Annotated in this window: 13 protein-coding genes; 3 read left to right on the forward strand and 10 right to left on the reverse strand. The window is 59.1% G+C overall.

Translation table 11 applies throughout. The annotated features are described in order from the left end of the window. Positions 1-57: 57 nt before the first annotated feature. A complete protein-coding gene (locus tag BCF11_RS24840) occupies positions 58-834 on the reverse strand; it encodes a crotonase/enoyl-CoA hydratase family protein (protein WP_098497118.1) in 777 nt (258 codons plus the stop codon). Positions 835-926: 92 nt separating this feature from the next. Then, entirely contained in the window at positions 927-5,789 is a 4,863-nt protein-coding gene (locus BCF11_RS24845) for an NAD-glutamate dehydrogenase (RefSeq protein ID WP_098497119.1), read from the reverse strand. Between the two features lie 223 nt (positions 5,790-6,012). On the opposite strand from BCF11_RS24845, the gene psrA reads away from it, so the two are divergent. Further along, positions 6,013-7,116: an iron-containing alcohol dehydrogenase PsrA gene (psrA, locus tag BCF11_RS24850; protein WP_098497120.1), complete on the forward strand. Its 1,104-nt coding sequence runs from the start codon at positions 6,013-6,015 to the stop codon at positions 7,114-7,116. A gap of 410 nt (positions 7,117-7,526) precedes the next feature. Further along, positions 7,527-8,945 carry an undecaprenyl-phosphate glucose phosphotransferase gene (locus BCF11_RS24855; RefSeq protein WP_098497121.1) on the forward strand — a complete coding sequence of 473 codons (1,419 nt, stop codon included), beginning with the start codon at positions 7,527-7,529 and terminating at the stop codon, positions 8,943-8,945. Positions 8,946-8,960: 15 nt separating this feature from the next. On the opposite strand, the gene BCF11_RS24860 is transcribed toward BCF11_RS24855, so the two are convergent. The 8 genes from BCF11_RS24860 to BCF11_RS24895 form a co-directional block, all read right to left on the reverse strand. Beyond that, positions 8,961-10,232, reverse strand: coding sequence for a hypothetical protein (locus BCF11_RS24860; protein ID WP_098497122.1), 1,272 nt, complete (start codon positions 10,230-10,232; stop codon positions 8,961-8,963). Between the two features lie 74 nt (positions 10,233-10,306). Further along, positions 10,307-11,395 carry a glycosyltransferase gene (locus BCF11_RS24865; RefSeq protein WP_098497123.1) on the reverse strand — a complete coding sequence of 363 codons (1,089 nt, stop codon included), beginning with the start codon at positions 11,393-11,395 and terminating at the stop codon, positions 10,307-10,309. Continuing rightward, positions 11,396-12,448, reverse strand: coding sequence for a hypothetical protein (locus BCF11_RS24870; protein WP_143751464.1), 1,053 nt, complete (start codon positions 12,446-12,448; stop codon positions 11,396-11,398). Then, positions 12,432-13,655: a polysaccharide pyruvyl transferase family protein gene (locus BCF11_RS24875; RefSeq protein ID WP_098497125.1), complete on the reverse strand. Its 1,224-nt coding sequence runs from the start codon at positions 13,653-13,655 to the stop codon at positions 12,432-12,434. The genes BCF11_RS24870 and BCF11_RS24875 overlap by 17 nt, the downstream gene beginning before the upstream one ends. Further along, the gene (locus BCF11_RS24880; RefSeq protein WP_098497126.1) at positions 13,652-14,854 is read right to left on the reverse strand and encodes a hypothetical protein; all 1,203 of its coding nucleotides are present in this window, start codon (positions 14,852-14,854) and stop codon (positions 13,652-13,654) included. Before BCF11_RS24880 ends, BCF11_RS24875 begins: the two co-directional genes overlap by 4 nt. 89 nt (positions 14,855-14,943) lie before the next feature. Next, a complete protein-coding gene (locus tag BCF11_RS24885) occupies positions 14,944-17,190 on the reverse strand; it encodes a polysaccharide biosynthesis tyrosine autokinase (RefSeq protein ID WP_098497127.1) in 2,247 nt (748 codons plus the stop codon). A gap of 16 nt (positions 17,191-17,206) precedes the next feature. After that, positions 17,207-17,689, reverse strand: coding sequence for a low molecular weight protein-tyrosine-phosphatase (locus BCF11_RS24890; RefSeq protein ID WP_098497128.1), 483 nt, complete (start codon positions 17,687-17,689; stop codon positions 17,207-17,209). Further along, entirely contained in the window at positions 17,686-18,828 is a 1,143-nt protein-coding gene (locus tag BCF11_RS24895; protein ID WP_233212624.1) for a polysaccharide biosynthesis/export family protein, read from the reverse strand. Before BCF11_RS24895 ends, BCF11_RS24890 begins: the two co-directional genes overlap by 4 nt. Before the next feature lie 444 nt (positions 18,829-19,272). On the opposite strand from BCF11_RS24895, the gene BCF11_RS24900 reads away from it, so the two are divergent. Further along, positions 19,273-19,893, forward strand: a complete 621-nt coding sequence (locus BCF11_RS24900; protein WP_098497129.1) for a response regulator — start codon at positions 19,273-19,275, stop codon at positions 19,891-19,893. Positions 19,894-19,942: the final 49 nt, after the last annotated feature.

Here is a 19,942-nt window from a genome sequence, read left to right on the forward strand (position 1 = left end):
CGGATCGCAACGCAGCAAGTCCGTATTTACGGCAGTTACCACCAACAACAAGCAATATCAGGCATCAAAACGGCCATGGCGCCCCGCTCCAAGCGTGAACCTGGACGCGCCGTCCTCGCCTTCGCCAAACACGATCGGCACTCCATGCGCGCCTTCGCGCCGCAACGCCTCGGCCAATGGCAAATCCCATTGTTCATAAGCGGAGCTGCGATCGGTCAGCATGCATTGCTGGGGAAAGCCGGCGATCTGCCGCGCCAGATCCTGCGCCACCAGCAAGGCGCCGCCGGGCGGCGTGCTGCGGTTGATCAAGCCCATCGCCAACGCTTCGGCGGCGGCAACCGGGCGTCCCGTCAGGATCAAGTCCAGCGCCCGACCCATGCCGATCAGGCGCGGCAGCCTGACCGTGCCGCCATCGATCAAGGGCACGCCCCAGCGCCGGCAAAACACGCCGAACACGGCATCCTCGTCGGCCACCCGCAGATCTGCCAGCAACGCCAGTTCCAGTCCGCCGGCAACGGCACAGCCATTGATGGCTGCCACCAGCGGCTTGGACAGCGCCATGCGGGTCGGGCCCATCGGGCCGCTGCCGCCGCCTTCGGCGTCGAGCTCATTGCGCAAGGCAGGATCGCCGATGGCGGTGAGGTCGGCGCCGGCGCAGAAGTTGTCCCCGGCGCCGGTCAGCACCGCCACCCGCAGCGAGGCATCGCTTTCGAACCGTTCAAACGCCAGATGCAGCTCATCGGCCATCAAGCGGTCGACCGCATTGCGTTTGTGCGGCCGGTTCATCGTGATGGTGCAGATACTGCCGTCGGTCTCGAACAAAATGGAGGGCATGGCGCCGCCTTTCTATTTGCCAGTCGGCACTGGGCGGCGCAAGGAGCGGCACAGCAAGATAAGCTGCGCGGCTCCCACGCCTCCCAGGTGTTTCAGTTAGTCGCGGCGTCGATCGCCCGCATTTCCCGCGCCGCCACCGACAGCATGGCGAGATCCACGTTGCCGCCCATCTGGAAATCGGTCAGCAGGCGGCGATAGCGCTCCAGCGGCGTCCGGCTGGCAGTCTGCCAGACGTCGATCATTTCCTGCGACTTGTCCAGCGCCGGCGACAGCTGGATCACCTTGGCTGTCAAGGCGCGCTGCAGGCCGGTCAGGTCGCTCTGCAAGGCGGTCCGCGCCAGCGTCTGCCAATGCGAATCCACCGGTAAGGCGCTGGTCCGCTCGCGCATCCAGCCGAAATTCAGATTCAGGTCGAGCGCAAAATATACCGCCGCCACCAGCTCCAGGCTGCGGCCGGTGGATGCCGCCACCTCGGCGATATCCAGCACCGCACCGATCAGCTCGGCGCTGGCGACCCGCCGCGCCAGCTGTTCGGAGACGCCGGCCTGGATCAGAGCATCGCGTTTGGCCTTGAGCGCTTCGGCGTCGGTAGCAGCCAGTAGCGAAACCAGTTGCGGCCCGAGCTGGTCGGCCGCCTGGCGGAAACGCGCCACCGTAGCTTCGATCGAGGCTTCCTGCACATGGCGATGCAGGAACCAGAAACTGGCGTGTTCGATCAAACCGCCGACATCAACGAACATCTGCGCCTGAAGGGCATCCGGCACCAGGTTGTCGAGAGCATCGATGTCTTGCCAGATTTCCTCGAAACCGAAGACTTCGCGCGCTATCACGGTGGCACGGACGACATCGGCCGGACTGGCGCCGCTTTCATCCGCCAGCTGATAGACGAAAGTAGCGCCGACCCGGTTGGTCAAGGTATTGACCAGATAGGTGGCGATGATTTCGCGCGCCAGCGGATGGCGCCGCATGGCGTCCGGATAACGCTCGCGCAACGGCTGCGGGAAGTAAGCCGGCAGCGAAGCGGCAATGAAGGGATCCGCCAGCAGATCCGAAGCCAGCAATTCCTCATACAGCCACATCTTGTTGTAAGCCATCAGCACGGCACGCTCCGGCGCAGCCAGGCCTTGCTTGGCGGTCTTGCGCTCGGCGCACTCCTCTTCGGACGGCAGGAACTCAACCGCACGGTCAAGCCGGCCGGCCCGCTCCAGGCTGCGGATCAGGCGCGCTTCCGGCTCCAGCAGGCTGGCGGCGCGGCGTCCCGCCACCGACAGCGACTGCGTCTGGTAGTAGTTGTCGGTCAGCACCTGCAAGCCAACTTCTTCCGTCATTTCCGCCAACAGTTTGTTGCGCTGTTTCTCGGTCATCTCGCCATCGCCGACAATCAGACCGAGCATGATCTTGATATTCACTTCATGATCGGAGCAGTCGACGCCGGCTGAATTATCGATCGCATCGGTACAAATCCGGCCGCCCTTTTGCGCAAACTCGATGCGGCCGAACTGGGTGGCGCCGAGATTGCCGCCCTCTGCCACCACCTTGCAGTTGAGTTCGGCGCCGTTGACGCGGATCGCGTCGTTGGCGCGGTCGCCGACCTGGGCATGGGTTTCGCGGGTGGCCTTGATATAGGTGCCGATGCCGCCGTTATAGAGCAGGTCGACCGGCGCCAGCAGGATCGCCCGTATCAGTTCGGTCGGCGCCAGCTCGCTGGCGGTAACGCCCAGCATGGCTTGCACCTGCGGCGTCAGGGGGATGGTCTTGAGGCTGCGCGCATAGACTCCGCCGCCGCTGGAAATCAGGTCGCTGTTGTAGTCCGCCCAGCTGGAGCGCGGCAAGGCGAACAGACGTTCGCGTTCGGCAAAGCTGGCGGCCGGATCGGGCGCCGGATCAAGGAAAATGTGGCGATGATCAAAGCCTGCCAGCAGCTTGATATGGCGCGACAGCAGCATGCCGTTGCCGAACACGTCGCCCGACATGTCGCCGATGCCTACCACCGTGAAATCCTGCTCCTGGGTATTCAGGCCGGTTTCGCGGAAATGGCGCTTGACCGCTTCCCAGGCGCCGCGGGCGGTAATCCCCATCTTCTTGTGGTCATAGCCGACCGAACCGCCGGAAGCAAAGGCGTCGCCCAGCCAGAAACCGTACTCAGCCGACACCGCGTTGGCGTAATCGGAAAAACTGGCGGTGCCTTTATCGGCCGCCACCACCAGGTAAGGATCGTCCGCATCGTAGCGCACCACGTCTGCGGGCGGCACCACCTTGCCATCGACCAGGTTGTCGGTCAGGTCGAGCAGGCCGCGCAGGAAATTCTGGTAGCAGGCCACGCCCTCGCGCAGGTAGGCATCGCGCTCGCTGGCCGGCGGTGCGCTTTTCAGTACGAAGCCGCCCTTGGAGCCGACCGGCACGATCACCGCATTCTTGACCATTTGCGCTTTCACCAGCCCCAGCACCTCGGTGCGAAAATCTTCCCGCCGGTCCGACCAGCGCAAGCCGCCGCGCGCCACCTTGCCGCCGCGTAGGTGAACGCCCTCGAAGCGCGGCGAATACACCCAGATTTCAAACATCGGCTTGGGCGCTGGCAATCCCGGCACCTTGGACGGATCGAACTTGAACGACAGGTAAGGCTTCGGCTGGCCGTCGGCGCCGCGCTGGAAATAATTGCTGCGCAAAGTGGCGCTGATGACGCCGAGGAACTGGCGCAGGATGCGGTCTTCATCCAGGTTCGGCACCTGGTCCATGGCCTCTTCGGTCTGCGCCAGCAGGGCCTTGGTCCTGGCATCCGCGCCAGGGTCTTTGGCATGCGCCGGGTCGAAACGTGCCAGGAACAGCTCAACCAGCTTGCGTGCAATCGCCGGGTTGGCAGTCAGGGCCTGCTCGATGTAGGCGTTGCTGAAGGTCGAGCCCACTTGCCGCAGATAGCGCGCATAAGCGCGCAGAATAGTCACTTCGCGCCAGGTCAGGCGTGCGCGCAGCACCAGGCGGTTGAGATCGTCGTTGTCCGCTTCGCCGCTCCAGACGCGGGCGAAGGCATCTTCGAACACGCCTTTGATGCGGTCAATCTCGACTTCGCTGTCGTCCGCGGTCTGCATGCCGAAATCGTGGATCCAGGCCGGTTCGCCGTCTTGCAGTTCGATGCGGTAAGGCCGCTCCTCGTTCACTTTCACGCCCATGTGCTCCAGCATGGGCAGGCTTTGCGACAGCGCCATCGGCTTACCGGCGCGGTATATCTTCAGCCGCAGCGACGCCGGCGCGGCTTCGATCGGACGGTACAAGCTCATCGCCAGGCCGGCATTTTTTTGCGCATCTTCCAGCAAGGCGATGTCGTGCACCGCGGCGCGCGCGGCGTAGTCCTCGCGGAAACCGGCCGGGAAAGAACCGGCATAACGCCGCAGCAGCCGTGTGCCCTGCTCTTCGCCGCGCTGCTCCAGCAAGGCCTCCGCCATGTCGTCCTGCCAGCGCCGGGTAGCCTGGACTATGCGCGCTTCCAGTTGCTCGACGTCGATCTCGCTGACGGTGCCAGGCTCGGTGCGGACAGTGAACTGGATGCGCGCCAGCATCGATTCCGACAGCAAGGGAGTGAATTCGATGCCGGTACCCTTGAAGGCCTCCAGCAGCAAGACCTGGATGCGTTCGCGCAACTCGGTATTGAAGCGGTCGCGCGGCACGAACACCAGGCAGGAAACATAGCGGCCGAAAGCGTCGCGACGCACGAACAGGCGCGTGCGCTGGCGTTCTTCCAGACGCAGGATGCCGCTGGCGGTATCGAACAGTTCATCTTCGTCGATCTGAAACAGTTCATCGCGCGGGAACTGCTCCAGGATGGTGGCCAGGGTCTTGGACAAATGCCCTTTCGGAACGAAGCCGGCGCGCTCCAGCACCTTGGCTACTTTGCGCCGCACCAGCGGGATTTCATTGGTCGGCACCATATACGCCGTGGATGTATACAAGCCGACGATACGGCGCTCGCCGATCACCTTGCCGGTGCTGTCGTAGCGCTTGACGCCGACATAATCGAGATAGCCGGTGCGATGCACGGTGGCGCGCGAATTGGCCTTGGTAATGAAAATCGGCGACTGCGCGTCGATGATGCCTTGCGCGCTGATCGGCAGCTTGGTCATGTCGGCGCTGTCCGAGGTGCGCAGGGAATCGCGCAAAATGCCCAGGCCGGAACCGGGCACGCCTTGCAGATAATTTTCGCCGGCGTTGACGATCAGTTCGTAATCGCGATAGCCGAGGAAGGTGAAATGGTCGTCCACCATCCATTCCAGGAAGGCGCGCGCTTCAGCCACCTCGCTCTTCAATGCGGTGTCCGCGCCATCCTGCTTTTTCAGGTCATCGATGGCGCCGCTGGCCGCTGCCATCATCTGCCGCCAGTCTTCCACCGCGGCACGCACGTCGCCCAGCACCTTGAGCACGCCGGCCTGGATTTCCTCCATCCGCGCGGCTTCGGTGCAGCGGTCGATTTCGATGTGGATATTGGATTCCAGCCGGGCCTGTTCGCCATCCTTGCCGGCCGCTTCGCTGGCGCGTTGGATTTTTTCAACCTGGCCGCCGGCATCGCGCCAGACGCGGAACACCGGATGAATCACCGCATGCAAGGTCAGGCCGAGGCGGTTGATTTCGGTGCTGACCGAATCCACCAGGAACGGCATGTCGTCATTGACGATCTCGATCACGCTGTGGCCGGATTGCCAGCCATGCTCGTCGATGCGCGGATTATAGATCCGCACGCGCGGCGTGCCCGAGATGAAATGGCGGCCAAATTGCCAGTGCGCCATCGCGGCGCCATACAGATCGGCGCTGTCGCGGCTCAGAATCTGTTCTTCCCCCACCTGTGAGTAATATTCGGCCAGGAATGGTTGCATGGTTGCAAACACATCCGGTGGCAAACGATCACGCGCAAATTCGACCATCTCTGCCAGCTTCTGCTGTTTTCCTGCTATTGCGGCGTTATGCATGATTTTCCTTCGAATAGCTAAATGGTTAACTTCTTCCGAACTCTACTCTGCTTAGATTCTACCTATCGCGGGCGCAAAACCACAGGCTTTTTAAAAAAACAACCTGACGCCGGACTCCTGTCATTCTGCGGTAAAACGTTTGTGATAACTTGCCCGCCTTGAAGAAACCAAAACACCGCCAGCCATCAGCCGGACGGCGCATCATCCGCAACGAGGAAAAGCAATGTCGCAACGATTTCATAATCCGGTCGCAATCCATTTCGGCAACGGCTGCCTGCAAGACCTGCCGCAGCTGCTTGGCGCCGGCAAGGTGGTCCTGGTGACATTTCCGGAAGCGCGGGCGCTCGGCCTGGTGAGCCGGATGGAACAACTGCTGGGCGACCGTATCTCGTATGTCATCGACGATATCCAGCCAAATCCAGATGTCGCCGCCTTGCGTGCCATGTATGAACAATTCTGGCGGCGGGAGCAGACCTGCGACACCTTGGTCGCACTGGGCGGCGGCAGCGTCATCGATACCGCCAAGGCTTTGCTGGTGGGCACCGCCAGCGGCAGTTTCGCGGAATTGCTGGCATTGCTGGCCGACGGCAAGCCGTTCACGCCGCCGCGGACGAAAAACCTGATCGCTATACCGACCACGGCCGGCACCGGCAGCGAGGTCACGCCCTGGGCAACCATCTGGGATGCCGCCAGCAAGAAGAAATATTCCCTGCATCTGGATTGCACCTGGCCTATCGCGGCGCTGGTAGACCCCGCGCTGATGCTGAGCCTGCCGCGCCAGGTGACTATTTCCACTGGCCTGGACGCGCTGTCGCACGCGCTGGAATCGATCTGGAACGTCAACGCCAACCCTATCTCGGACACTTACGCAGCCTCTGCAATCCAGGACATCCTGGCTTGTCTGCCGGCGCTGGCCGACGATCTGGGCAACCCTGCGCTGCGCTCGGCGATGGCGCTGGCGGCCCTGAAAGCCGGGCTGGCGTTTTCCAACACCAAGACTGCGCTGGCGCACTCGATCTCCTACGAAATGACGCTGAGCCACGGACTGCCGCACGGCATCGCCTGCTCCTTCACGCTGCCGATGGTGCTGCGCATGGCCTGGGGCGCGCAGGCGGAACGCGACGCCACGCTGCAGCGCGTGTTCGGCGCCGGCCGCGAAGAGGCGGAACAGCGTTTGCGCGATTTCCTGCATCGGCTGGACGTCAAGACCGATTTTTCCGATTATGGCGTTTCCCTCCAGGACGCCCGGCAGATGGTGAGCCAGGCGATGCAAGGCGCGCGCGGTAAAAATTTTATCGGCAAGGATAAGGTCTTCTCCTTTACCTGAGCACCCACCCTGAGGCGTCAAGGCCTCCCCCCTGGGATAAAGCACCCGGCAGCTATCCGCCTCGCCGAATTACTCCCGCACATTCATACATTTAGATCCCTAGGGGACAAAGCCCGCAGCTCTCGCCGGCGGCGGCGCTATATTTTTCGGAATATATTTCAGAACATCAAATTCATTAAATTCGTTTTAATCATTGAATTTAATGGCTAGTCGACTTATGATGACTCATACGTTGCCGAAAATTATTTTCCACCGCGCGCGCCGCCAATCCATCGAGATCACCGGAATCCCCGGCCGATGCCGCGCCCGGACGGCCACCGGTCGCCCTTGCCGGGCGTTAGCGGCGCATGCGGCATGCATGATCGCCAATGCAATCAAATGCCTTCTTTTGGACGCTTTCCCTAAAAACCATGGCAAGCTCAAAATCCCTGATACTTTTCGAACGAGTGCTCACCTTCGAATTGCCGCAATGGCTGGTAGATGCACTGATCCTGTGCGCTACCGCCCAGCTGGCCGGCCACTTCCATTTCAATTCGGCCATGACCACCACCGCGCCGATTCATTCGCTGCTCTTGTATTTCTGTTGTGCGTTTGGCGTGCTGACATTTTCCAAACTGAACTTATATACATCCTGGCAAGAATGGCCGATGCCGGCGATCTTCACCCGGCTCGCCTGCGCCTGGGGCGCCATATTGCTGGCGGGGTATGCTCTCAGCGTCATGGTGCATGGGGTCGGCGCTTTGTCGCGCCGCTGGCTGGTGTACTGGTATCTGATCAGCCTGGTCTTTCTGGCCCTGTACCGCTTTCTCATCTATGCCTCGGCCTGTCACTTGCGCAAGCGCGGCATCAACACCCGGCGCATTGTGATTGTCGGCTATGGCCCCACCGGGCAGGAAATGCACAAGCGCGCGCTGCACAATGCCGCCGCGGTCTATGACGTACGCGCCGTGGCCGTCGTCGGCGAACAGGCGCACAAACTGCAAGATCCTGCCATCGATCACATCGGTAGCTACGATGATATCCATCACTACGTGGTGCAGCACGAGATCCATGAAATCTGGATCACCCTGCCGATGAGCGCCGCGCCACAGCTGAAACAGCTGCAGCATTGCCTGCGCAATACCCTGGTCGACATCCGCTGGGTGCCAGATACTTCAGGCATACAGATGTTGAGCAACCTGGCCGTCAATTTTCTCGGCATCCCGGCGGTAGAACTGAACCGCCCCGCCCCCAGCGGCATCCACGCCATCGTCAAGCACCTGCTGGACAAGCTGTTCGCCCTGGCGGCGCTGACGCTGCTGGCACCCTTGTTTGCGGTGATCGCCGTCTGCATCAAATACTCGTCGCCCGGCCCGGTGTTCTTCAAGCAGGCCAGGCTGGGGCTCAACGGCAAGAAATTCATGGTCTACAAATTCCGCACCATGAAACTGCACCAGGAACACAAGAAACTGACCCAGGCCACGCAACATGATCCGCGCATCACCCGGGTCGGGCAATTCCTGCGGCGCACCAGCCTGGATGAACTGCCGCAGTTCCTCAATGTGCTGATCGGCGACATGTCCGTGATCGGCCCCAGGCCGCATGCGCTGGAACATAACGAGCTCTACGAAAAGCTGCTGGAGATGTATATGGTGCGGCACCGGGTCAAGCCCGGCATCACCGGCTGGGCGCAAATCCACGGCCACCGGGGTGAAACCGATACCGTGGATAAAATGGAGAAACGCGTACAGTTCGACCTGTACTACATCCAGCACTGGTCGTTCCTGATGGATTTCCGCATCCTGGTATGGACAGCCTTCAAGGGCTGGACCGGCAGCGCCGCCTATTAGGGCGGCCGCCGCAGTTTAATAGTAAAGCGTGACAGCCAGCGGCGCCTGACCGGCCCTCAGCTCCACCGTGCCGCCGCTACCGGGACACGCTGTATCGGTCTGCACAGGAAGAAAGCGGCTGATAGCGCAAGCCTTGGCGCCGTTCCTGGAAAATTGATAAGTCGCCCCGGAACCGGCGGCGCTGCTCCAGACTACATAAACCGTGCGTTTATCCTTGGCCGCCGCCTGGCTGCCCAGGGTCAACTGATAGTCGCTGGCACTTGCCTTGGCCGATACAAGCTGTGTCTGGCTAAGCCTGGAAAATAAATGCTGCAAGGCCAGCAATGCTGGCTTCGGCTGACCGTTCATATCAACCAGACCATAATTTTCCTCGATTGCAGCGGGATCGCCGCCGGTATCCTTCCATGCATAGATATTCAGCAAGGACAGCCGCACAAACACGCTGGACAGATACTCCCGCACAACCAGCAGCGCCTGGCCGTCCAGGTCGCGAGTCGGAGAAAAGCTTGAATATCCCCACTCTGAAGCAATCACAGGTGCGCTGCTCTTCTCGTATTTACTCATTACCTGGCGGACTTCGGCGAAATCGCTGATCAGCGTTTCCGGCTTCTCGCGATAGGGATGTACAGAGATGCCGCTGAGGCAGGTTTTTAGAGAAACGTCGAGCAACTCGTCGTAGGGCGAACTGGAGAAAGCGCGCGGCATTTTGGAAAAACCGAAACCGAACACCTTGTACGTTTTAGAGCCGGACTGGCTTTGCAGAGCGCTGCAGATTTTCTGTACCGACGGCACCAGGCCCGGACGCAACAGTTCCGGTTTCAAGAAAGTCGGGATTTCCGGCTCGTTCCACAGCTCCCATAAAATGTCGGGGTCGCGATGCTGATCCATGAAGCCGAGCGCAAAATTGGCAAAATCGCTGGCAGACTGGCTTGCCATCTGGCGGCTGGTGACATTCGCCTTCCTCTCGCCCCATACGTCTGGCCCGCCGAACAATGTCAGGACCGGCTTTAACTGCAGGGCGCGCAGTTGCGTCAGCAATCCCGCGTAATCCGCTTTTTTCCCGGCCACGGCGGCAATTTCCGGACGCACGCCAAAGCGCACGTATTCAAAACCGGCCTTCTTTATCAGCCGCAGATCCTTTTCCGAAATCTTGACGGGATCGATCTGGATGCTCGCAGCGGTAGGATAAATCGAGGGGATGCCATCTTGTTCCAGCGCTTTCGCCTGGGAACCACCCAGCGTGCAGAACACAAGCAACGGCAGGGAAACGCCAATACGCATTTTCATGCAAGCTCCTGATTATAAAATGGCAACTGAGTAGCAACTGCGTGGCAACCGTGCGGCATGCAGCGCGCAACAAGTCAGATAGAGCCGCGCAACTGTCCGAACAGCTTCTGGTAACTGACAACGAATTGCGCCGGCGAGAACTTCTCCAGGTAAGAACGGCGCCCGGCGCGGCCGTAACTGCGCAAGATATCAAGGTCCATGCCATGCAATTTCTCGGCAAGGTCGGCAGCCGTGCAATTGAAGACCAGGCCATTGACCGCATGCTCGACCAGCTCGGGCAAGGCGCCGCGGTCGCTGGCGATCACCGGCACCGAACTGCGGAACGCCTCCAGCACGGTCAAACCGAATCCTTCATTGCGTGAAGGTACGATGAACACATCGGCACGATCATAAAAACGATCGATCTCAGCATGATCGATCCAGCCGTAGTAATGCACGTTGTCGGCAACGATTTTCTCGATCTTGAGATTGCCGAGCACCGCATCGCCGACGATATGGTAGACAAAATCCGGCCTGCTCTTTTGCAGGATATGGATCGCTTCGACCAGGATGTCATAGCCCTTTTCCCAATCCAGGCGGGCCGCAAAGAGGATGTGCAGCCGTTGATCGTCCTGGCGCTGCGCCTTCAGCCGGCTATCGCGATCAAGCACGGTGCTCTGGATCAGTACGTTTCTCTTTGAAAAACCGTGTATGCGGTTGATTTCATGCTCATGGCGGGAAATATTCACCACCGCATCGGGTATATAGGACATGCCTCTTTCTATAATCCGGCTCAGCAGTATCACCAGCTTGCTGCGATCGCGGAAGCTGGCCCAGCCGTGCGCGCAATACATGGTTTTGGTGCCTCGGCATAACCACGGTTTGGCCAGGCACAGGGCGACGCCGGCAAACGTGCTGTGCGCGTACACCACATCCGGCTTGCTCTGCCGCGCCAGTCGCACGATGGCCGCCGCCAGCCGCAACGGACCTATGCCTTTCCGCGAGTAGGCATGCGGCTCGATTTGCCTGGAAGCGATCTGATCTATTTGCGCGGCCGGGATCAGATATTCGAAATGGCAGTTGAAATCGCGGCTGTAATGCTCCAGCGTATCGAGATAGGTCGCTATCCCGCCCTTGATAGTCTCCGCCACGTTCAGGATGTGCAACGGTCGCGCGCGATTCATTCAGATCTCCTCGTCAAGGCGGTTTAATCCGGCTGTCATCAATTCCTGCGGCTCCCCCTCTTCGTCCGGGACGATGTAGCGGATCCCGAATACGCAAAAGGCGTAAGCGCTCAAATGGCGGAAGAACGAACCCAGATCGGGTTCAAAGAAAGTCTGGACAACAAAATTTGCAGCCAGCAGCAAAAACAAAGGATCGCCATAGTTGCGTCTTTTGAACAAGACCAGGGTGAGAAACCACAGCGTTGAGGAAAGGAACAGTTCCTGCACCCGCAAGGAGAACAAGGGTGCAAAATAAAAACGGACGGCGGCAAACAGCGCGTTCGGGACAACGGTAAGCACGCCGCTGGGCGCCAGCAGATTCGTGAACATGGTTTTGGAATCGGACAAGCCCTCGCGGTTGGCGTTGGCGACATCGCGTGCCTGCTGCAGCTGATCCCAGAAGTCGCCCGGTATCGCGCAGCACAGCAGCAACATGCCGGCCACAAGCCAGAGGCGCAACTTGCCGCGGCTGCCGGCGATCACATACAAGGCCAGCATCAGGGCCGCGATGACGGCGTAGTACACGCGAAATTTCCACGCATACAGTAGATAAAGAACGGTCACGATCGCGATTTTCTTGCGATTCGACAGCTGCGTGGCGCACACCGCGCAAGCGATCAGATTCAATATGATGACGATCACTTCTTTTGATAATTTGAGGTTGAACAGCGCAAACGACAGCATCAGGAGAAAGGCAAACAGCAGGTCGATCAGCCGGTAGGATTTTTTGCAGACGTAGACGATCACCGCCGCCGTTGCCAGCAGCAGCAGGATCTGCGACCATTCCGGTCCGATCAGGGCATATACCATCGCGGTGTTGGTAAATGAATCCTGCAGCGAAATATCGAGGTCGGTGTATCTGATCAGGTCGGTAATCGTCTTTTCATCGATGAAAAAATAATCCGGAAGAAAGACCCGCTGATAGAAATAGATCAAACCGCTCAGCAACAGCATGAATATCGCGCTGACAACCCGCATTTCGGGGTTGATGCGGGTCCTATACAATGTTTTCATAATCGACGTTGCCGCCTATCCAGCGCCGCGTTCCCGCGGTAGAGCCCTGCTGAACGGATGATTCCAGCAGCGCCGACACTTCTTTTTTCAGCCTCAGCGTCAGGCGCGATTTTTCCGTCCCGCACGATGCCCGCGCGTGATTAAGCAGATCAAGCGTGTGTTCCACGTCCGGTATCGGCGATGGAATGAAAAACCGGCTGCGGCCTATCAGTTCAAAGAACGACTTGACCTTGACATCCCAGTTGAGCCCGATGGCAGGTATATCCAGGGCGTAGGCAACGATGCTGGCATGCAGCCGATGGGCAATGATGTAGTCGCAAGCGCGGATGTTTTCCACCAGCTGCGCGGGCGCAGCGGCCCTTGGCACATTGACTATGCAATGGCTGTTCAGCCTCGCTGCCAGCGCATCTTTAAATACCTCGTCTTCCGGGGCGCCGTTGGTAAAGAACTTGACGACATACCCCACTGCTATCGCCTGCAGCGCCAGGTTCTCGAAAAATTCGGAAATTTTCGATTCGTAGGCCGGCCCGCTTGTGACGCCGTGGTTGACTTCAAGCGGACAGGAGATGCAGATGCCGAGCACATTTCCGCCGTGCGCAGCGGGAGTATCCTGCGCATAAGTCTGTTGCGAATAAATCGCCGGGTCAGGAGTGATGCAGACATCGCCCTCGATCGCCAGGTATTTTTTCATGTGCTGCGCCGACAGCATGTCGCGCGCACTGATACGCACCGGCGCCATATTCTTTAAGGCGCGCCGGAACAGATTGGCGCCGACGCCGGACATCAGTTTTGACGCGCCCACGGAAAAAATGGCAACCTTGCCGGACTTGCCGATCGCTTTGATGGTCCTGGAAAGCAAAAACAGCTTGATGGGAAAATTTAGATGGGCGTCCATGAAAAGCTGCCCGCCGCCGATCACGATGAGATCGGCGTCTGCCAGCTGTTCCGCCCATTTATGACGCCAGCGCCACCAGTACTGCAGACAGAAATAGGCGCACACAACCGATGGCCGCAGCCGTCCCGGCACCCGGTTTATCAAAGGCTTCCTGGAAACGCTGGAAGCGTCATAGCCATCGCGGCCGGCGATGTCGAGTGCGCTTATCTGCGCGGCCGGCGCGAGCTCTGTCAGCAGCTGCCTGAGATTTTCATAGATGACGCCGTCGCCCAGGTTCGGGCTATACGGAACAGCGCAAATCACAATTTTCATAGATAAATAGCCTTTAGACTTTTCTTGATCTGGTAAAACATGATGACGGCCGCCGCTCCCAGGCCGAATACCGTGGGTATCAATACGCTGTTGATGGAACCGTGGCCGTTGAGGGAAAATGCGAGCAGGAAAAACAGAAAGCCGACGGTGACCGCCCAGCTTGCATAGTGGGTAAGCCTGAGCGCCTTCAAGACTGTCCGGCCGCCCTGGATGGCGGCGAAGACAAATGGAAACAGGATGTAGTCGCGCATGTTCAGGCCGGCGTATTTGGCGCCGAACAGCATGCCGACCAGCGACCCTCCTGCCATCCACAGCAGCAGGCTGTATAAAAGACTGAGTCCCAGCGTGACCAGGATGAAGGTGCGCGCCATCGCCGAAAATTGCGTCGAGCGCTCCTCCGCCAGACGCGCAAGCTTGGGCAGCTGATAATTGGAAATGGCGATATTCAGGTATTGCGCCGGCAAGACCAGCGTCATCACGACACGGAAATTGGCCGCCAGGTCGGCCTGCTGGCGCGACATGTAGAAAATCACCAGACCATGGGTCATGGCCCACACCAGGATCTGGCTGAACGTATTGTTCAAGCCGAAGCTCAGCCAGGGAGGGCGTTCCAGAGGCGTGCCGCTGACCTCCCCTGCCTTGGGCGGCGCGCCCCTGGAGATCAGGGCGCTGGTAAGCAGCAGCGGCAATCCGATGAAAATCAGTACTTCATTCAGCTGATACGGACTATCCTTCGGGATCAGGGTAATCGCCAGGCAGACCCCGGCAAACTGCGACAAGGCAGGGAGCGCCGACTTCAGGCTCTTGTTTTCAAGAATGGCAATGGAACGCACCGTCCAGTAGACGATGAAACCGGCCAGTGCAAACACCAGCGCCAGGACGAAGTACGGCGGCGCGTTGGGAATATGCGCCACCAGGTAGATGGTCACGGGGATACTCGCCAGGGCCAGCGGCGCGTGCAACTGCATCAGCAAAGGCTTGCTGATGCCATGATCTGATTTGGAAAATACCAGCAGCGGTTCCATCACGGTGCAGCCATGGATGATGTTTAACAGAATCACCGCCGAGTACACCGCCGAAAATGACGCGAAACCTGCCACGCTCAAATACCTGGCCAGCAAGGCTTGCGTGGAAAAAAACGACAAGGTAAAGATCGCCTGTTCAACGATGACTTGAGATAAAGCGCTGAATTTTTTCATGGCTCGGAGCTTCATTGGGTACCCACCGGTAAAGACCAGGAAGCAAGAATCGCAAATGGCGACCTGCCCTCGCGCATCTCAGGTCGTGTTCAGGTCGTTAAGCGTTTGTTTTTCTCATAGGAATAGGCGGTGTAGCGATAGCCGCCGTACTTGGAGCCGTAGCCATATCTGCTCACATTGGGATCGAGGCCATTGAACAGCACGCCTTTCGGATGCGCGCCGTTGTGCGCCAGACGCCTTGCCGATTCGATGATTTCGCCGATTTTCGTGAGGCCGGAGCGGGCTACCAGGAAGGTGGTGCCGGAAAATTCCGCCAGGATGGCAGGATCCGCCACGGCCAGTACCGGCGGCGAATCGACAATCACGATGTCGTACTGCTCCGCCACGGTTTTCAGCACTTCGCCAACGCTGCGCGCCATCAGCAGCTCGGCCGGGTTCGGCGGCAATTTGCCGGTCGCCATGAAATCCAGGCCCGGGACCACCTCCCGGTGGATCGCGGCAGCCGCTTTCAGCGAACCGGATACCAGCTCAGACAGGCCGCCGTCACGCCCGAAACCGAAATACTCGTTGAGATGACCCTTGCGCAAGTCGGCGTCAATCAGCAGCACGCGTTTGCCCGACGACGCCACCACCGCCGCCAGATTGGCCGCGATAAAGGATTTCCCGACGGCGGGCGACGGCCCGGTCAGCAACACGATATTATTCTTCGCCTCCAGCATGGCGAACTGCAGCGCGGTGCGCAGGCTGCGCATGCTCTCGATCGCAAGGTCGTTCGATTGCGTCACGGCCAGCAGCGAGACTTCGTGCGCTTTGGTCCTTACCTGCCTGCTGAGCGCCAGCTGGGCATCGCTGCGCGGGATGGTCGAATAGACGCTCAAGCCGGTGTGCTGCTCGATTTCGCCGGCGTCGGTAACCCCGCTGAACAGCATGTTGCGGACAAAGGCTGCCGTGACGCTGAAGAACAAGCCCAGCAGCAGCGAGACCGGCAGCACGATCAGTTTTTTCGGCTTGACCGGAATTTCCGGCAAGGCGGCGACATCCACCAGCCGCACATTACCGATCTTGCCGGCTTTCACCAGCTTCAATTGTTCTATATTGGTCAACAGCCCGGTATACAAGGCGGTGTTGACGGTGACATCGCGAGTCAGCCGCAGCAAATCCTGCTCGTTATTCGGGAAGCGCTTGATCAGGCCGTTGACTTTCCCCTGCTCGCCATACAAGGCGCGGATTTGCTCATCGACCGCTTTCAGCGACGGGTGCGAGTCCGAAAAGCGCATCGCCAGGTCCTTGCGCTTCTGCTTCAGTTCCAGCAACTGGGTCTGCGTATCCACCGCTTTTTGCAGCACCATTGCGCCTTCGTCGCTCATGCTGATGCTGCCGAGCTTGTTGCGTAAGGCATTGAGGAGATTTTCCGCCTGCTCCAGCTCGCTCTTCAGCTGCGGTATCTGATCATTCAGGAAATCCAGCGATTTGGCGGCCTCGGCGGACTTGCGCTCAATGTTCTGCCGCACGTATTGCTGGCCGATCTGATTCAAGGTCTCGCTCACAATCCGTGCATCCGGGCTTTGCCAGGTAGCGCCGATCACCCCCGACTGCTTACCCTTCTCGACGATCACCAGCTGGTCTTGCAGATCGAGGATGGTTTTCAATCTGGAATTGCGGATCAATGTGAAGACGGTCCCGGGCCTGGCGTCGACCTTGGTCAATCTCAGTTCAAGATTGCCGTCCGCCACCGCAAATTTTTTTAGTTTGCCGACGCTGCCTTCGAACACTTCATCGAATTCTCCGCTGCTGAGGCGATAGCGCCCGTGCTCCAGCAGCAGCAGTCTGAATTTCTTTTCTTCGAGCTCCTGCGGCACGTTGAAAATATCCGCGTCCATGCTTTCATTGCCCCAGGCATAGCCGCCATAGCCAAGCAATCCCGGCGCAGACAATTTTTTATTGTGGCGCGCAATCCAGCCGCCGATCAAAGGGAAATATTTTGGATTTTGCTCGATATACAGGTGCAAGGCGTCGACTGAACGCGAAACCACCAGCCGCGACCCGAGTATTTCAATTTCGGCTGCGGCGGTTGATTTCACATCAAACATGGATGACATGTCGGCCAGCATGTTGCTGGCGGCGGCGCTGGCGGAGTTGTCCTCGACCTGGACCAGGATGTCGGCCTGGTACACCGGCGTTCCCAGAAATGCATATAGCGTTCCCAGCACAAAGCAGGCAATCGTGACCATGCCTATCATCTTGCGGTTGCCCATAAGTACATCGAGCAAGGCTGTCAGATTCAGCTCTTCATCCCTGCCTGCCGACATATGCAGCGGCTGCGTAAGTTTTGTCATCCTAGGATCGGCGCCTTCATTGCGTTATCTGGACCAGCTCATGTGTTGCTTTGGGCGGCGGCGATCCGCTCGCCGCTATGCGCGCCGTCCAATCGTCGACACCCTGTTCGATCAGCGCCAGGCAGCGCTCAAAATCGCTGCGCCCCCTTTGGTGAGGGTCGAAAATATCGAAGCGGCCATATTCTCCGAGACGGAACAATTTGCCGCGCGTGGTCGGATAATGTTTTTCGATAAACTGCTTCTGCGGCAGATCCATGACCAGGATCAGATCGGCGGATGCACATTGCCAGGCACGCAACTGCTGTCCTCGATGAGCGCTGATATCTATATTGCGCAGGCGCATCAGCTCTATCGCCAAAGGATCGGCCGGCGCCCCGACCACGGCATCGATCCCGGCCGAGTTCAGCTGCACCCCTGGCAGCTTCCGGGCGAACAGCCCCAACGCCATGGGACAGCGGCAAATATTGCCTATGCAAACGATTAAGATGGATTTGATCAATTCTTCTTGTCCACGGCATTGCGGTAATTGACCGCATTGGTCGAACTGCCTAAGAAGAGCGCCATGATGCGGCTGAAGCGCACCAGCCCCGGAGCATCGACATAGACAACATCCTTGGCCTTCAGCTCGAAGTTTTCCGCCAGCGCCAGGCCGAGCGGCGACTTGCTGTCCAGATGAAAAATTTCCGGCATGGTGCCCTCAGGCGCCGCGCGCACCACATAGATCGCGCTCGGATCGCTGGTTTCCGCCAGCACGCCGCCCACCTGGCTCAGCGCATCGCTCAAGGTGAGTCGGCCGTTGCTGCGCAGAGGCACGCCGCGCGGGTCCCGCACTTCGCCAGCCACCACGATCTGATTGTCGGCAAGCGGCGTAATCCGCAGCTGGTCTTCGCTCTGCAAGATCACTTTGGACGGACTGATGCCGTGTTCCGCCAGTTCGGGAATGCTGATCCGGTAGTTGCGGGCGCCGCGCGTCAACGTGATGCGGCTGGGATCGCCGGACGGACTGATGCCGCCGGCCTGGTTCAGCGCCTCTGCCAGCGACATCGGCACGTCGGTCATTGGCTTGACGCCGGCGCTGCGCACCTCGCCATCCACGTAAACCTTGCGGCTGCGATAGCCGATCACGCGCAAGGTAATCTGCGGATCGCGGATATATTTCTTCAGCAGCGTCACCAGCTGCTGCTGCGCATCGAGCTCCGTCAGGCCGCCCGCCTTGAACCTGCCGACATAGGGAAACTGCACATTGCCGTCGCTGCCGACGGCGTATCCCGGCAGCGTCTGCGCGGCCAGGCCGACGTTGGATATTTCAGCGCCGCTGGCGCCGATGGTATAGGTCAGGTTCGGCACCACCAGTTCCGGGTGATCCCAGACGATGATCGACAATACGTCCGCCACGCCGATCCGGTAAGGCTCGGGCTGTGTCAGCAATTCCTGGTAATACGACATGCTGGCCTGTGCTTGCTGCAGGCGTTCGGCTCGCTCTTGCTGCACCAGCTTGAGGGTGATCGGCTTGACCACCGGCCTGGATGCGGGATCGCTGGCATCGACCGTCCCCTGCGGATCGAATCTCATCCCCGGCGCAAGCGCGCAGCCGCCCAGCGCCAGAGACAGGATTAACAGCACGATTGTTTTTTTCAAGTTAACTCACACGTAAAAATCATCCAGCCATGGCTGGAAAAAATGCAGGCCCAGTTAAAACCGCGCCCTCGCAGTGCATGCCCCTTGGATTGCCGGCCCCTGGCCAAACCGGCTGGCAGTTCAGTTGAGAAAATATGAAATCAATAAAAACAGTAAATTCATTACATTGTTAAATATAACAAATTAAAATTGATTTTAATAGAGATTTTTGATTGCGCTGCAGCAAAGCACCTTTAAAATGTGCATGGACGCTCGTGCGCCGTCTCTTGAGGGCGCCAATAAGGCTGTTGCCGTGGCTGCGGAAGACTTACTATGCGCAGGCGGGGGATGAAATCAGGTATCGGCGCAGGAACAATCTTGGTTGCAGCCGCTTCAAAGCCGTTGGCGCTATGAATGATCTGCATTTCATAGTTTGATAAAATACTTAACTGAACCAATTACCCGATGCCAGCAGTGAAACTCAATCAAAGCGATGTCACTACCCAAGAAGCTGCCCGCCTGCTGGGGATTTCCGTCACGTCGGTCCAGCAGCTTGTAGAACGCGGGATCCTGGTTGCCTGGAAAACCCAGGGCGGGCACCGGCGCATTCCGCGCGAGGCGGTTGAGGCGCTGAAAGCGGAACGCAGCGATCTGCTGGAGGAAAAAGGCTCTTTGTCGTCGACATTAAGCGCCCTGATCGTTGAAGACAACGCTCTGCAGCGCAAGGTGTATGAGAAACAGATCTCATCCTGGAATATCCCGCTGGACATCAGCTTTTGCGAAAACGGCTATCAGGCGCTGATGGAAATCGCCCAGCGCAAGTACGACATCCTACTGCTCGATATCGTGATGGAAGGCATTGACGGCTATGAGATCGTCAAGACGGTGCTCGCCAAGCCGGAACTCAGGCATATCGACATCGCCATCCTGACCACGCTTGGCAAAGATGCGCTGGAAGCCCGTGGCGGCTTGCCTGACGAGGTGCTGTATTTTCAAAAACCTATCGTGTTCGAGGAATTGCGCGGCTTCTTGCGCGGCTGTGCCGCCCGCAAGGCGCGCCAGGCCCGGCTCAGTGCAGGCGCTTGAATCGGCACTGCATAATATGGCGGGTGCGGTGCACGCCGGCCGGATTCTT

Origin of the sequence: Collimonas sp. PA-H2, assembly GCF_002564105.1 — a bacterium.
GTDB lineage: Bacteria > Pseudomonadota > Gammaproteobacteria > Burkholderiales > Burkholderiaceae_D > Collimonas.

What these genes read in the sequence shown, in the direction of transcription:
- BCF11_RS24860 (WP_098497122.1), bottom strand. Translation starts at nt 10,232, where the DNA reads ATGAAAATGCGTATTGGCGTTTCCCTGCCGTTGCTTGTGTTCTGCACG.
- BCF11_RS24870 (WP_143751464.1), bottom strand. Translation starts at nt 12,448, where the DNA reads ATGAAAACATTGTATAGGACCCGCATCAACCCCGAAATGCGGGTTGTC.
- BCF11_RS24900 (WP_098497129.1), top strand. Translation starts at nt 19,273, where the DNA reads ATGCCAGCAGTGAAACTCAATCAAAGCGATGTCACTACCCAAGAAGCT.
- BCF11_RS24840 (WP_098497118.1), bottom strand. Translation starts at nt 834, where the DNA reads ATGCCCTCCATTTTGTTCGAGACCGACGGCAGTATCTGCACCATCACG.
- psrA (WP_098497120.1), top strand. Translation starts at nt 6,013, where the DNA reads ATGTCGCAACGATTTCATAATCCGGTCGCAATCCATTTCGGCAACGGC.
- BCF11_RS24875 (WP_098497125.1), bottom strand. Translation starts at nt 13,655, where the DNA reads ATGAAAATTGTGATTTGCGCTGTTCCGTATAGCCCGAACCTGGGCGAC.
- BCF11_RS24885 (WP_098497127.1), bottom strand. Translation starts at nt 17,190, where the DNA reads ATGACAAAACTTACGCAGCCGCTGCATATGTCGGCAGGCAGGGATGAA.
- BCF11_RS24855 (WP_098497121.1), top strand. Translation starts at nt 7,527, where the DNA reads ATGGCAAGCTCAAAATCCCTGATACTTTTCGAACGAGTGCTCACCTTC.
- BCF11_RS24880 (WP_098497126.1), bottom strand. Translation starts at nt 14,854, where the DNA reads ATGAAAAAATTCAGCGCTTTATCTCAAGTCATCGTTGAACAGGCGATC.
- BCF11_RS24845 (WP_098497119.1), bottom strand. Translation starts at nt 5,789, where the DNA reads ATGCATAACGCCGCAATAGCAGGAAAACAGCAGAAGCTGGCAGAGATG.
- BCF11_RS24865 (WP_098497123.1), bottom strand. Translation starts at nt 11,395, where the DNA reads ATGAATCGCGCGCGACCGTTGCACATCCTGAACGTGGCGGAGACTATC.